This is a genomic window from Brevibacterium sanguinis (genome assembly GCF_003315415.1).
GTDB classification, from domain to species: Bacteria; Actinomycetota; Actinomycetes; order Actinomycetales; family Brevibacteriaceae; genus Brevibacterium; species Brevibacterium celere_A.
Genome location: NZ_QNSB01000017.1, coordinates 1 through 14,383 on the forward strand (window position 1 = coordinate 1; position 14,383 = coordinate 14,383).

A 14,383-nucleotide genomic window follows, 5' to 3' on the forward strand; every position below is an offset into this window, starting at 1 on the left:
GGTCGGGTCAGGGGTCGGGGCGACGGCCGGGTCGGGGTCTCTCGGGCGCACGGTCTCCGGGCTGAGCGCGTCGTGGACGATGCGGCCGGCGGCGATCGTCAGCTCGGTGCGGATGTCGAGCAGCTTCTCCGGGTCGATCTCGAAGGGGTTCGCGCTCGCCATCGCCAGGTTCGCGACCGTTCCGGGTCGGAGCCGGCCGTTGGTGCTCGAACGCAGCAGACGAGCCGAGCCGGAGGTGTACGCGCGCAGAGCGGTGAGAATGTCGATGGCCTCCTCGGGAACGAGAGGCGCCGCGTCCCCGTCATGTGGGTGCGAGCGGTTGACCGCGACGTGGATCGCCTCCCAGGGGTCCGCCGTCGACACCGGCCAGTCCGAGCCCATGGCCAGCCGAGCACCGGAATCGCGGAAGCTGCGGAACGGGTACTGCCAGGAGCTGCGCTCCTCGCCGAGGCACGGCAGATTGAGATCGATCATCTGCTGGTCCCGGCACGCCCACAGGGCCTGGAGGTTCGCGGTGATACCGAGCTGGGCGAAACGAGGGATGTCGACGGGGTCGACGACCTGGACGTGGGCGATGTGATGCCGAGCATCGGGACGCACCGCGGCGATGGCCTCGAACGCGTCGAGGGCGGCCTTGACGGCGGCGTCGCCGATCGCGTGGCAGTGGATGTCGAAGCCCGCGGCGTCGAGCGCTGCGAACGCCCGGTGCAGGTGGTCCCGGGTGAAGTAGCTGGTGCCGAATCCGCCGCAGGCACAGGCGTACTCGGCGCTCATCGCTGCCGTTCGGGACTCGATGATCCCGTCGAGCATGAATTTGACGGAATGGGTGCGGAAGGCGCCCGGTCGCGGGGACGAGGCGGTCGCCTCAGGGTGGGTGCCGGCGGCGGGAACGGTCGCCTCGGGGTGGGTGCTGGGGACGGGAACGGTGGCCTCGGGATGGGTGCGACGGAGCTCGACGAGCCGTGCGACCTCGGCGTCGATGTCCTCGACCCCGCGCGGCCACCACAGACTCCCGACGACCTCGGCGCACAGCTGACCGTTCGACTCTGCCCGGACATACGCGTCGTACGGGCTGCGGTGGCCGGAGTAGTCGCCGACGATCGCGTCCATCCACGCGGTGACGCCGAGGCGGTGGAGATAGGACTGCCCGGCCAGTAGCCCTGCGAGGATCTCCTCGTCGCCGGCCGGTGGGATGTGGGCGCCGACGATGTCCATCGCGGATTCGTGGAGGCAGCCCGTCGGGGTCCCGTCCGGATCCTTCTCGATGACACCGCCCGCCGGGGTGGAGGTGGTTGCATCGAGGCCGGCGACCGCCATCGCCGTCGAGTTCACCCATGCGGAGTGGTGGTCGCGGCTGACGAGCATGATCGGTCTGGTCGTGCCGAGTGCGTCGAGGAGCTCGGCGCGCGGGGCTCCGCCGGGGAAGTCGGCCATCGACCAGCCGCCGCCGGTGACCCATTCCTCACCGGAGTCCGCGGTGGAATCGAGATGCGCGCGGATGGCTGCCATCGCCTCGTCGAGACCCTCGCATCCGCTGAGGTCGCAGGCCAGCGACTCCTGACCGCCGAAGGTGGTGTGGACGTGGGCGTCGACGAAGCCGGGAGTGACCAACCGTCCTGCCGCTTCGATCGTGCGTTCGGCCAGCTGAGCAGGTGCACCGGTGCCGATCTCGGTCACGATGCCGCCGCGGATGCTGATGCGGTCTGCGGGCAGGACGGAGTGGCCGTCGAAGATCGTGGCGTCGAGAATGTCGAGGTCCAAGAATGTCCTCCTGACTTCCTTGTCGAAGGGTGTTCTGCAGGCCGGATGGCCGGGTGCTTGCCGAGGTGACGAGGGCCAGTCTCCGTAAGGACGGGTCCAGTCCCTGTATGGCCATACAATAACCGAAAGATGTGGCGCATGCCACTGAATCAGTCGCGGGGAGCCCTGGACTGTGCTGTGAACTGCAGGAACGAGAATCAAACCTGCGAAATCAATCTCTACTGTTGCGTATTTCGTGTTCTTGTCTCCGAGCGTCCAGTGGGCGCGGGAGGGGACGCGCCGCGTGAGCCTTGGGTCAGCTGCGCGCCCGTAGCTTCGGGTGCACTGTCTGCCTGCGAGGATGACCTGGCTGAATTCATGTGGTGAGGGAGCGGTCGTCTGCGTCGACCGATCGCGGCGGTCCTGCGTCAGTGCCGTTCGATAGTGTGGCCGCAACAGCACGGAGGCGAAGAGGCTGCTGGAGCATACGAGCGAAAGAGGCGGCAAGGATGAGCGGCAGTGAAGAGCGCACCTGGATCGGAACACCACCACGAATAGAAAATACTGATCTCAGTACGAAAATAACTGTAGACATATTCGATTCAGGCCATTATGATTGACTTCAACGGGCAACATGGATGTTGACGAACGGAACCGAGACCATGACTCTCACCCCCGACCGTAGGAAGAAGGCCAGGCGCTATGACAGCGCGGCTCTGCCTTCTGGGGCGGTCGGTTCCGGAAGTGGCGAGGCAGCCGAACTGTTTGGTCCAGACCCTCGTTCCAACGCTCCTTCCGACTCTCGCTCCAACGCTCCTTCCGACTTTCGTTCCGGCTCTCCTTCGGACTCTCGCTTCAGGTCATTGTCGGGCTCTGCGGTCGGCTCGTCATCGGCATCCGGTGCCGAGCCCGCTGTTCAGCATCCCCTGCTCAGCGATGAGGCGTGGCAGGATCTGTCGCGGATCGCGCCGGAGCTGACATCGAGCATTGAGAGCCTTGACCACCTCAAGAACGATCTGCGAACCTTCGATCGTCCGATGGGGCCTGATGAGGCGGTGCTGGTCGTCGATGGGATTGAGACTGCCACGCGGATCCTCGAAAGCCTGTCGGCCTTGGCGCTGGCGGTCTTCGAGCGGTGTGGTACTCCGACGGACTTCGGAGCGAAGAGCACGAGGGATCTGGTTCAGAATCGCCTGCAGCTCACCGGGACTGAGGCTGCCCGTCGAACGGAGTTGGCGAAGAATCTCGGCAATCGGGTAGGTCTCTCCGGTCAGTCCGTGGAGCCTCTGTGTCCAGCGGTCGCCGAAGGTCTGCACTCCGGAGTGCTCTCGGCGGGCCAGGCCGCGGTGATCGGTGAATGCCTTGAGAAGCTGCCGAGCAGGTTCGGGCCTGAAGTGCGGGCGGAGACCGAGCGCATTCTGGTCGAGCATGCGCCGCAGGTGCGGGTCGCGGATCTGCGGGTGATCTTCAAGCGCATACTCGACGAGATCGATCCTGACGGGCAGGAACCGAAAGATCCGCAGGACCGGTCGATGTACAGGGTGAATCTGCGCAGCCGCAAGGACGGGGACTGGGACCTGACGGGGCTGCTCGATCCGATCACCGGGGGAGTGCTGCACGGGCTGCTGACGTCGAGGATCCAATCCGCCGCGGAACGTGACGCCGCCGCGAGTGGGCCTGCCGCTGGCGCTTCCGCACGCGCTGACGGGACGGCCGCCGGCGATTCCGCAGCCGCTGCCATGGTTGGTGCCGGTGACTCTGCAGGCACTGAAGGGGCTCGAGTCATCGGCGCGACTGCCGGCGCAGCGGACGCGAACAATGCGCCGGCCGACTCAGCAGACCGAAGCGCGCAGGAGATGTTCGAGATCTTCGATGCCGTGCTCAGCGGTGATCGGTACGACGCTCCTCTGCTCCCGGTCGGAACCGCGTTCGGCACCGAATCAGGGCCGCGCGGCACCGATTCCAGGACGCGCGGCACCGAATCAGGGCCGCGCTCGGATTCCTCTGGTGCGAATGGCTCTGACTACTCAGCCGCGGATGAGGTTCCCGCCGGGTTCGGAGTGCGCGAGGACGGAACAATCGTCGATGTTCGAAGCGAGCAGGGTTCGGTGAAGAATCGGATCTATGAGCGCTTCTCCACATTGATGTCACGCATCGACATGACTCGGGTGGCTGCCGGCGCCCCCTACGCGCTCGTGGTCACGGCGAAAGCCGATGAACTCGCCGAGCGGAAGGGTGCAGGCGTTTCGGGGGCCGAGACTCCGGTTCCGATCACGGAGCTGGCGGCAGGGGGTCTGAACGGGGCAGTGTTCTTCCACCTGATGAGTGAAGAGGCGAAGACAGTTCAGGTGACGACGGAGAAGAGATACGCCAATGCGAAGCAATTGGCGATCCTCGCCTCCCGTGACCAGGGATGCACGTTCCCGGGCTGTGAGACTCCACCGGGTTGGTGCGACGCCCACCACATCGTGCCGTGGGCGGAGCAGGGGAGGACGAGTCTGTCGAACCTCACGTTGACGTGCGGCCGCCATCATCACTTGATCGACAAATCGGACTGGCACACGGTGATGCTCAAGGACGGCCGACCGGCATGGGTGCCACCCGCTTCGATCGATCCGGCTCGGAAACCGATCCTGCACGCTCGATTCATCGCCCGCGAGATCATCGAGACCCTCTTCGATTGACGGTCGATCCAGGTTCAGGGGACAACTCTGTCCGCAGGAAAGCTCTCGGGTCCTCGGCCGGACGAGGCAAGGCCGAGACAGCTCCAGTCGGAGCGCTGACAAAAGGCCGCGGCCGGTCGGAGCCGCTCCGGTCAGGGGCGGCTCCGACCGGCCACGGTGGGGATGTGTCGGATTCGAAGGGGTTCGGGGTTGGGCCTCGGATCATTCAGGCATGGCAGAGCCCGTGACTGAAGCGCTCATGTCGCTCGGGTCTCGCCGTAGAGCGCCGCGATGTCCGGGGAGTCGGGCCACCTGCTGTAGGCCTCCGACTGGGGCCAGCCTTCCGGCGAGTCCTGCCACTCCTCCTGGCGGCCCCAGGGGAGCACGTCGATGAGCGGGAAGACGTGACTGACCTGCTCGACTCCACGGCTGGTCGTACTCCACGTGCGGTACACGGTGTCGCCATCGCGGAAGAAGACGTTGAGTGCGAACCCGCCGCCAGGCGGCGCGCCGACGTCGGCTCCGAAGTCGCTGTTCGCCGTCGAGTACCAGGGCATGCGGTTGCCGACCTTCCGACGATAGTCGAGCGCCTCATCGATCGGCCCCTGAGTGACGATGACGAATCGCGCATCCCAATTGGCGAGGAAATCCAGCCGAGTGAACTGCGAGGAGAACCAGGTGCATCCTCCGCATTGCCATTCCTCGCCGGGGTGCCACATGTGGTTGTAGACGATGAGCTGTCGTCTGCCCTCGAACACCTCGGCGAGGCGGACGGGACCGTTCGCGCCCTCGAGCGTGTAGTCGGGCATCTCGAACCATCGGCAGACGACGACGCTGGGCGGCGATCGCGTCGAGTTCGCGGGTGGCGGCCTTCTCGCGCTCTCGCAATCGGTCGAGCTCCTGCTGCCATGTCGCCTCATCGGCTACCGGAGGTTTTCCGGTGGTGGTCATCGTTGTCCCTCATCTCCTGTTCGGCGACCCTGAGCCGCGGTTATCCACTTGTTCGGCCATTGACCGGTCGGGCGCTGGCCGGTCAAGTGCTGTCTGGCCAGTCACTCACCGGTCAAGTGCTGACTTTTCGGCCGATGAGTGGTCGGGCGCTGGCCGATCGAGCGCTGAGTGTCCGGCCACCGACGGGTCGGACACTGACCGAACGGCTGCTGACCGGTCGGGCTCCCCGATCGGACAGTTCAATCCCGGGACTCGGGGGACTTCGCTGTCCGTCCCTGGTGCAGAACGCTCTGCGATAGGGCCCGTATGTGTACACTGTGAACTTCAATGAGCAGTCTACGCTCGATTCCCGGGAGGCGGTAGTGGTCAGGGAGAAGAATTCGTACCACCACGGAGACCTGCGCCGAGCGCTCATCGACGAGGGCCTGACCATCACCCGTGCACACGGCCCCCGAGGTCTGGGCCTGCGGGCGGTGACACGGGAGGTGGGAGTGTCGGCGAACGCGGCGTATCGGCATTTCACCGATCAGCAGGCGCTGCTTGCGGCTGTTGCGGCCGAGATCCTCGAGAAGATGGCCGCACACATGAGAGAGCTCATTGCCGATCTGCCCCCCGACTCCCCGCAGCGCTCCCGACTTCGCGCAGTGGGCCTGGGCTACATCGAATTCGCCGTCTCCGAACCGGGGTGGTTCGACACTGCGTTCTTCGGCCCTGAACAGTATGGTCCCGCGCCCGAAGATCGCAGCAGTGCGCAGCACGAGGCTGATCGGATTCGCGTGCTCGAGAACCCGTCCGATGGCGTCGAGGGAGCCACCAGCGCCGCCGCTGACGTCTCCTCGGATGGCACCGGTGGTGCCGGCTCAACCGATCAGGGGCAGGCGACGGCGCCACCGTTCGCACTCCTCGTCGACGCGCTCGACCACATGGTCGCCGCCGGAGAGCTGCGTCCCGATCGGCGAGCCGGGGCGGAGTGGTCGTGCTGGAGCGCGGTCCACGGCTTCGCGGGACTCGTCGTCCATGGCCCTCTTCGTCAGCTGGGCCCCGCCGAGGCGATGTCACTGGCCGCGCGCGTGGTCGACGACATCATCGCCGGGATCCTCTGACCCGGTGCATTCCTCCCACCCGCAGACCGGTTCGAGCGTCCCGGCGATCGTGCTGAACGAGGGCAGGTCGGGTCCCTCTCAACCGCTGGGTCGAGCGCCACGGCAATCGGGCTGAACGAGCGCGGGCACGCGGCCCGCTGACCCGGGATCCTCTGACCCGCGGGCCGCGTTCCTCCCACCCGCCGATCGTCGCGACTTCAGGCGGGGAAGCGCTCTCCCGTCAGCGTCTCGAACGCCTCGATGTAGCGGGCGCGGGTCTTCTCGACCACCTCAGCGGGCAGCGGAGGCGGAGGAGTGTCCGAGGCCCTGTCCCAGCCCGATTCCCGGGTCAGCCAGTCGCGGACGAACTGCTTGTCGAAGCTCGGCTGGCTCGTCCCCGCCTCGTACTGCGACGCGTCCCAGAAGCGGGAGGAATCCGGAGTGAGGACCTCGTCGCCGAGGACGATCGTGCCGTCGGGCAGGGTCCCGAACTCGAACTTCGTGTCCGCGAGGATGATCCCGCGTTCGCGGGCGATCCCCTCGGCGCGCTGGTAGATCTCGATCGTCAGGTCGCGGATGCGCTCCGCCTGCTCCTGCCCGATCGTCGATGCCACGTGCTCGAAGCTGACGTTCTCGTCGTGCTCGCCCACCGCGGCCTTCGTCGCAGGTGTGAAGATCGCGGGCTCGAGGCGGTCGGCCTCGACGAGACCGGCCGGCAGAGGGATCCCGCAGACCGAGCCGGTGGCCCTGTAATCGGCCAGACCCGATCCGGTGAGGTAGCCGCGGGCCACGCATTCGACGGGGATCATCGTGAGGTTCTGCACGATGAGGCCTCGCCCCCGCACGGCCTCCGGGACGTCGGAGCTGATGACGTGGTTGCCGATCACCTCGGCGAGCTGGTCGAACCACCACAGGCTCAGGCCCGTGAGCACCTTGCCCTTGTCGGGGATCTCGGAGTCGAGGACCCAGTCGTAGGCGGAGATGCGGTCGGACGCGACCATGAGCAGCTCCGGCGCCGAGGCGACATCGACTGCCGACTCGGGAATGTAGAGGTCGCGGACCTTGCCCGAGTACACGTGCCTCCAGCCCGGAACGACCGGCGCCGAGGCGGTCGCAGGGCCCGGAGCCGATGAGCCCCCCGGCGCCGAGGCGGTCGCAGGGCCCGGACCCGACGAGCCGCCCGACACGGAGTCGGACGGAGGCTCTGGTGCCGCCGAACCTCCGGACGTCGAGGAGGTCGCAAGGCCCGGGGCCGACGAGTCCCCGGACGCCGCGGTGGTGCCAGAGTCCCCGGGTGCCGGGGCAAGGTAGATGTCGGACAGCGCGATCTCACCGCGGGCAGCCGCCTCGGCGATGTCGGTGCGGTGCTGCTCACCGTCCCAGCGGATCGTCGCGACGGCTTCGTAGGCCTTCGTCCGGGCCTCGTCGAGGTCGGCACCGAGGGACACGACCGAGAGCACCCGCCCACCGGCGGTGACGACGTCGCCCGCCTCGGCGAGGTCGCCGGTGATGACGGCGTCCTCCGGAGCATGACCGCCACTGGGTCCCTGCGCCCATGCGGTGCCGGCGTGGAGGACGCTGATGTCCTCGGCGCTGTCGGCGGAGTCGAGGCCGAGGATGATGTCGCCGGTGCGCGGGGAGTCCGGGTAGTTCTCGGCGGCCATGACGACGGTGACCGATGCGCGGGGATCCCAATCGAGGTCGCCCACCTCGTCGAGGCGGCCCTCCGCGGCGGCCAGCAGCGTCTGCCCCAGCGGGGAGCGCAGCCGGGCGAGGACGGATTGGGTCTCCGGATCGCCGAATCGCACGTTGAACTCGACGACGCGCAGCCCCTTCGACGTCAAGGCCAGACCGCAGTAGAGGAGGCCGGTGAACGGGGTGCCCCGACGTGCCATCTCGTCGACGACGGGCTGGGCGACGGAGCCGACGATGTCGTCGACGAGCCCGGCGGGAGCCCACGGCAGCGGGGAGTAAGCGCCCATGCCGCCGGTGTTCGGGCCGGTGTCGCCGTCGCCGATGCGCTTGAAGTCCTGTGCCGGGGCCAGGGGCACGGTGCGTGACCCGTCGCAGAGGACGAAGAGGGAGACCTCGGGGCCGTCGAGATAGTCCTCGATAACGACCCTGTCGGAGACCTCGAGGCAGGAGGTGGCGTGGGTCAGAGCTTCGTCGCGGTCGGAGGTGACGACGACGCCCTTGCCGGCGGCCAGACCATCGGCCTTGACGACGAACGGCGCGCCGAACTCGTCGAGGGCGGCCTCCGCCTCGGCGCGGCTGTGGGCGACGATCGCCCGCGCGGTGGGCACGCCTGCGGCCTCCATGACCTCCTTCGCGAACGCCTTCGACCCCTCGAGGTGCGCGGCCTCGGAGCTGGGGCCGAAGACAGGGAACGAGGCCTCGCGCAGGGCGTCGGCGACGCCGGCGACGAGCGGCGCCTCCGGGCCGACGACGACGAGATCGACGTCGAGGGTCTCCGCCAGTGCGGTGACCGCGGCCGGATCCGTCGCGTCGACGGGCTGAGTGTGGGCGATCTGCGCGATGCCGGGATTGCCCGGCGCGGCGATCACCGCATCGACCTGAGGATCACGACTGAGAGCGAGGACGAGGGCGTGTTCGCGGGAGCCCGAACCGATGACAAGAACCTTCACATCACCAGCCTATAAGGTCGTAGGCTGGAGTGCGTGAGCCGAACCACCTTCACTCCCGCCGAGGCGGTCGAACTGGCCGCCGTCGAACGCAGCGGATTCATCGAATCCCGTCACATCGGATCCGCCGTGGTCCTCGACCCGCAGGGTTTCCCGGTGCTCAGCCTGGGCGCCGCCGATGCTCCCGTGTTCCCCCGGTCTAGCCTCAAACCGCTCCAGGCGATCGCGGCGATGTGCCTCGGCGCCGAGGTGAGCGGCCCCGCCGCGGCGCTGGCCATGGCCTCCCACCGGTGCGAGGCCCGCCACGCCGAGGTCGTCGAGTCGATGCTCGCCTCCGCCGGACTCACCCCAGCCGACCTCCGGTGCCCGGCCGCCCACCCCGCCGATGGTGCCTTCCGGGCCGAGCTGCAGGAGCGTGCCTTCCGCTCGGGGACGAAGGAGGCGAGATCGCCGCTGCACTTCAACTGCTCCGGCAAGCATGCCGCCTTCCTCATGGCGGCCGTGGCCCAGGACGCCGCGACCGCGAGCTACCTCGACCCGGACCACGTCGTTCAGCGGACGGTCGCCGAGGTGGTCGAGGCCTTCGCCGGTGAGCCGCCGTCCGCGGTCGGCGTCGACGGCTGCGGGGCGCCGGTGTTCGCGCTCACGCTCACCGGGCTCGCCCGGGCGATCGGGCGCGTCGTGCGACTCGGCAGTGCCGACCCGGGCAGTGCCGACGTCGGCAGTGCTGACCTGAGCAGCGCTGACAGGGGCAGTGCCGGCCCGAGCAGTGCCGACTTGGGGAGCGCGGACGTGGCCGGCGCGGACGCCGGGAGCGAGCTCGAGTGGGCACGCGAGGCGCGCACCCTCATGGACGGTGTCTTCGCCCACCCCTGGGCGATCGAGGGAGCGGGCAGGCCGAACACGACGGTCATCGAGCGCCTCGGCGTCTTCGCCAAAGGCGGCGCGGAGGGGGTCATCGTCATGGCCACCGCCACGGGATACTCGGTCGCGGTCAAGTGCCTCGACGGGTCCTCCCGCGCCCTCACCCCCGTGGCGCTGACGCTGCTCGATCGGGCGGGCGCCTTCGACGACGGTCGAAACGCGGTTTGGAACGACGACCACCGCGCCACCTCGGCGAACGACGACCGTCGCGATATCTCGGCGAACGATGACCGTCCCGCCGCCTCGGCGAAGGACGGCACGCGAGACAACCCGGCGAAGGCCGACCGCCGCGCCACCTCGGTGACCACCGACGCACACAGCGCCCCCGCGACCGCACGTGAGAAAGCCCGCGTCACCCCGGAACTCCTCGCCGAGGTCATCGCCGACCTCACCGAGCCGGTCACCGGCGGCACCGATTCCGAGGGGCGGACGGCGGTTGTCGGGCGTATCGTGCTGGGCGAAGATGTGAGCGCGAGGATCGAGAGGAAGTCAGATGGCGATTCGCCGAAGAATTGACCCGGCCGAGGGCCGTACCGCCCTCGAGATGTGGGTCGCCCACGCCGATGCCGACGGGACGCCCGCCGACCGGCCGACAACCGCGACCGCGGTCAGGTTCACCCTCGAGGAGCTCGCCTCGCGGGCCGAGGGCAACAGCGTCGAGGTCCGGGTCCCGCCCTTCGGCGTCACCCAGTGCATCCCCGGCCCCCGCCACACCCGGGGCACACCGCCGAACGTCGTCGAGACCTCGGCTCAGGTGTGGCTGAACCTCGTCACCGGGCGGATCGACTTCGCCGAGGCGCTCGCCGCCGGCAGCGTCGACGCCTCCGGCACCCGCGCCGACCTCAGCGACCACCTCCCCCTGTACACGGCAGCCGAACTGGAAGGCAGGCGATGAGCGCCCAGATCACGCAGACCACGTCGTTCATCGGCGGACGGCACGTGCCCTCGCTGACGACCTACGCCAACATCGACCCCGCGACCGGCGACCACCTCGGCGACGTCTCCCGCGGAGGGCCGGACGAAGTCGACCGTGCCGTGCGGGCGGCCGTGAAGGCGCAGCGGGAATGGAAGCGAAGCAGCCCCGAGCAGCGCTCGCGGCTCCTCGTCGCCACGGCCGAGGTGGTCCGGAGCCACCGCGACGAACTCGCCCGGCTCGAGTCGGAGGACACGGGCAAACCGCTGAGCCAGGCCTATGCCGACGTCGACGTCTGCGCCCGCTACTTCGAGTTCTACGGGCACACGATCGAGTCGTACTACGGGCACACGATCCCGCTCACCGACGACATGCACGCCTACACCCGCCGCGAGCCCTACGGCGTGACCGGGCATATCGTCGCCTGGAACTACCCGCTCCAGCTCATCGGCCGTGCGGCCGCGACCTCGCTCGCGACCGGCAACTGCGCCGTCGCGAAACCCGCCGACGAGACGCCGCGCTCGACGGTGCGGCTGGCGGAGCTCATCCACTCCGTCGGATTCCCCTCCGGTGCCTTCAACGTCGTCACCGGCCTCGGCGCCGAGGCGGGGGCGGCCCTGAGCGCGCACCCTCAGGTCGCTCACCTCGGCTTCGTCGGGTCGACGCAGATCGGGTCGGCGATCGCCCATGCCGCAGCGGACCGGGTCGTGCCCACCGTCCTCGAGCTCGGCGGGAAGTCCGCCAACATCGTCTTCGCCGATGCCGACGTCGATGCCGCGATCCCGTCACTCGTCCGGTCGATCATCCAGAACGCGGGCCAGACGTGCTCGGCGGGCTCGCGCCTCATCGTCCACCAGCGCGTCCACGCCGAGGTCATCGAGAAGGTGGCCGCCGCGATGAGCGAGGTGACGATCGGCCACGGCCTCGACGACCCCATGCTCGGTCCGCTCGTGTCCCGCAAGCAGCAGTCGCGGGTCGAAGGCTTCCTCACCGACATCGGCGGAGCCGAGATCGTCACCGGCGGGCGCCGTCCCGACGGCCTCGCCGAGGACCTCGCCGGGGGCGCGTTCATCGCCCCGACGCTGGTCGACAACGTCTCACCCGGGTCCGCGCTCGCCCAGGAGGAGGTGTTCGGGCCCGTCGTCGCGGCGATGCGCTTCGACGACGACGCCGAGGCGATCGCCCTGGCCAACGGCACCGAGTACGGTCTGGTCTCGGCCCTGTGGACCCAGAACCTCTCCCGGGCCCATCGTCTCGCCGCCGAGGTGGACGCCGGGCAGATCTTCGTCAACACCTATGGAGCCGGCGGGGGAGTGGAGCTGCCGTTCGGCGGGTTCAAGAAGTCCGGCTACGGCCGGGAGAAGTCCATCGAGGCCTTCGACGAGTACACGCAGACGAAGACCGTCGTCATCAGGCTGTGAGGCCCGGGTCGGCGATGGCCGACGCTGACCGCGCGGCCGGCACCGGAGTCCGATGACTCCGGGCGTCCTCGGTCTCGTCCTCGTCGCTTCGGTGGCGCACGCGCTGTGGAACCTCGTCGCGAAGTCGGTGAGCGGCAGGGGCTTCGCCTTCGTCCTCGCCTATCACGGCCTGTCCGCGATCCTCCTCCTGCCGATCGCCGGCTGGCTCGTCGTCTCCGGCGCGGTGGCCGTCGACTGGCGGCTCCTCGCGGCGTCCGCGGTGAGCGCGGTCATCCACATCGCCTATTCGGTGTCCCTGCAGAGCGGCTACGACCACGCACCACTCGGCATCGTCTATCCGACCGCCCGCGGCGCCGGTCCTGTCATCACGATGCTTGTCGCGGTGGCCCTCCTCGGCGAGAGGCCGACCGGTCCCGAGCTCCTCGGCGGGCTCGTCGTCATCGCGGGCATCGCGCTGGTCACCGCGGGCGGCGGACGGCGACGGAGGATGAGGGTGGCGGGATCATCGCCCGAGGCTGCTGGGGGCGCGGACGTGGACCCGGACGCCGCCGCGGACGCCCGCGGCTCCTCGGGGACCGGCCGCGGCTTCTCCGGGAACGACCGCGGCGGAGTGCTTCGCGGTCTCGCGTGGGGCGGACTCATCGGGACCTTCATCGCCGCGTACACCCTGTGGGACGACTTCGCCGTCAACCACATCACCGACTCCCCGCTCCTCTACTTCGCCGTGTCCGAGTGCGTGGTCGCCGTCCTCATGACGGTCGGAATGATCGTGTGCCCCGGGGCGCGAGCGCGTCGTGCGGATCTCGCGGCGATCGCCGCCGACCACAGGGCGGCGGTCGTCGCGGTCGCGGTGCTCTCCCCGCTGGCGTACCTGCTCGTCCTTTATTCGATGCAGCAGGCGCCGGTCTCGCTCGTGGCGCCCGTGCGGGAGACGTCGATCGTCGTCGGCACCCTGCTCGCCTGGTGGGTCTTCGGTGAGCGGAACCTCGGGCCGAAGCTGCTCGGCGCGGCCGTCGTCGTCACCGGAATCGGGTGCATCGCCCTCGGGTGAGGGGCGCCCGCCATGTCACTTCCACTGCACACCCAGCGCGAAATCGATCAGGGCCGAGACTCGCGCCGGTACGACCGCATTCGACGGCCAGATGACTTCGACACCGACCGGCTCGACCGCCGGCTCGATCTCCTTCGTCACGAGCGGGTACCCCTCATAGCTGGCGGGATTGCCCAGTCGTTGCACGAGGACTCCGTAGCCGAGCCCTCGCGCGACGAGGGTTCTCACCACCTCGTAGCTGGTGGTGCGATGGCGGATCTTCGGCCGCAGTCCACGCGCGTGGAACATCGACAGGGTGTGCTGACTCGATGGAGGAGAATCGAGGAGGATCATGTCCCTCTCGACAAGGTCCTCGAGTCGAACCGTCTCGCGCGGGGCGAACGGATCGTCGGCGGCCAGGATCACGTGGGCCGGTTGGGCGAACAGCGTGGCATGGTTCGGAGTGCCCGGGATGAGCGTCTCATAGACGAAGGCGACATCGATCTCGCCCGACTCCAGACGACCGGTCAGCCGATCCTGCGTCGTCTCGACGATCTCGAGGTTGACGCGCGGGTGCTGCTCCCCGAAGTCCGCGAGCAGCACGGGCAGGATCATCGGCGCCAGAGTCGGATAGCAGCCGATCGTGATCGGGCCGGCCAATTCGCCGTCGTTCGTCCTGAGCTCGCTCTCCAGCTCATTCGCCTCGGCGATGAGAGCGCGCCCCCGTTCGACCACCCGCTTCCCCGCTGCGGTGAGCACCAGTCCCTGCGCCTTCCGGCGGATGCACAGCTGTGACTGAAGCTGATGCTCGAGTGCCGTGATCGAATCCGAGATCGCCGAGGACGACACGTGCAGCTCGGCCGCAGCGGCCGAGATCGTTCCCAAGCGGGCGGCCGTCATCAGATAGGAGAGCTGTCTCAGGCTGAACTTCGGCGGCTGGTGAGGGTGCATATTCGCCATTCCGGATTAGTAATTCAATTTATTCCGCTTTTCCTTTGATTCCATTCTGCACATACT

The 14,383-nt window shown here is 68.5% G+C and carries 9 protein-coding genes and 1 pseudogene; 6 read left to right on the forward strand and 4 right to left on the reverse strand.

Features of this window, described 5'->3' with window-relative positions; translation table 11 throughout:
- On the reverse strand, positions 1-1,761 hold a 1,761-nt coding region (locus DFO65_RS16480), incomplete at its 3' end, for an amidohydrolase (protein WP_147233391.1).
- An 842-nt stretch (positions 1,762-2,603) separates the two neighbouring features.
- Here DFO65_RS16480 and DFO65_RS16485 point away from each other — a divergent pair.
- Positions 2,604-4,424, forward strand: coding sequence for an HNH endonuclease signature motif containing protein (locus DFO65_RS16485; RefSeq protein ID WP_181778765.1), 1,821 nt, complete (start codon positions 2,604-2,606; stop codon positions 4,422-4,424).
- A gap of 236 nt (positions 4,425-4,660) precedes the next feature.
- On the opposite strand, the pseudogene DFO65_RS16490 reads toward DFO65_RS16485, so the two are convergent.
- Positions 4,661-5,354 (reverse strand): annotated as a pseudogene (locus tag DFO65_RS16490) (DUF899 domain-containing protein).
- Positions 5,355-5,662: 308 nt separating this feature from the next.
- Between DFO65_RS16490 and DFO65_RS16495 the strand changes: the two are divergent.
- On the forward strand, positions 5,663-6,457 hold the full coding sequence (locus DFO65_RS16495; RefSeq protein ID WP_245940841.1) for a TetR/AcrR family transcriptional regulator: 795 nt from the start codon (positions 5,663-5,665) through the stop codon (positions 6,455-6,457).
- Positions 6,458-6,654: 197 nt separating this feature from the next.
- Here DFO65_RS16495 and purD read toward each other — a convergent pair whose 3' ends face one another.
- Positions 6,655-9,081: a phosphoribosylamine--glycine ligase gene (gene purD, locus DFO65_RS16500; RefSeq protein ID WP_113905547.1), complete on the reverse strand. Its 2,427-nt coding sequence runs from the start codon at positions 9,079-9,081 to the stop codon at positions 6,655-6,657.
- A 33-nt stretch (positions 9,082-9,114) separates the two neighbouring features.
- Here purD and DFO65_RS16505 point away from each other — a divergent pair, with 33 nt between their 5' ends.
- Genes DFO65_RS16505 through DFO65_RS16520 form a run of 4 tightly spaced genes read left to right on the forward strand, consistent with a single transcriptional unit; the run spans position 9,115 to position 13,387 of the window.
- Positions 9,115-10,518, forward strand: a complete 1,404-nt coding sequence (locus DFO65_RS16505) for an asparaginase (protein ID WP_245940842.1) — start codon at positions 9,115-9,117, stop codon at positions 10,516-10,518.
- Positions 10,496-10,897 carry a sterol carrier family protein gene (locus tag DFO65_RS16510; protein WP_113905548.1) on the forward strand — a complete coding sequence of 134 codons (402 nt, stop codon included), beginning with the start codon at positions 10,496-10,498 and terminating at the stop codon, positions 10,895-10,897. Before DFO65_RS16505 ends, DFO65_RS16510 begins: the two co-directional genes overlap by 23 nt.
- Complete coding sequence (locus DFO65_RS16515; RefSeq protein ID WP_113905549.1) at positions 10,894-12,336, forward strand: aldehyde dehydrogenase family protein; 1,443 nt, start codon at positions 10,894-10,896, stop codon at positions 12,334-12,336. The genes DFO65_RS16510 and DFO65_RS16515 overlap by 4 nt, the downstream gene beginning before the upstream one ends.
- Before the next feature lie 52 nt (positions 12,337-12,388).
- On the forward strand, positions 12,389-13,387 hold the full coding sequence (locus DFO65_RS16520; protein ID WP_113905550.1) for an EamA family transporter: 999 nt from the start codon (positions 12,389-12,391) through the stop codon (positions 13,385-13,387).
- 15 nt (positions 13,388-13,402) lie between these two features.
- Here the strand turns inward: DFO65_RS16520 and DFO65_RS16525 are convergent, their stop codons facing one another.
- Complete coding sequence (locus DFO65_RS16525; protein WP_245940843.1) at positions 13,403-14,326, reverse strand: LysR substrate-binding domain-containing protein; 924 nt, start codon at positions 14,324-14,326, stop codon at positions 13,403-13,405.
- Between the last annotated feature and the right edge of the window lie 57 nt (positions 14,327-14,383).

What these genes read in the sequence shown, in the direction of transcription:
- DFO65_RS16510 (WP_113905548.1), top strand. Translation starts at nt 10,496, where the DNA reads ATGGCGATTCGCCGAAGAATTGACCCGGCCGAGGGCCGTACCGCCCTC.
- DFO65_RS16520 (WP_113905550.1), top strand. Translation starts at nt 12,389, where the DNA reads ATGACTCCGGGCGTCCTCGGTCTCGTCCTCGTCGCTTCGGTGGCGCAC.
- DFO65_RS16525 (WP_245940843.1), bottom strand. Translation starts at nt 14,326, where the DNA reads ATGGCGAATATGCACCCTCACCAGCCGCCGAAGTTCAGCCTGAGACAG.
- DFO65_RS16515 (WP_113905549.1), top strand. Translation starts at nt 10,894, where the DNA reads ATGAGCGCCCAGATCACGCAGACCACGTCGTTCATCGGCGGACGGCAC.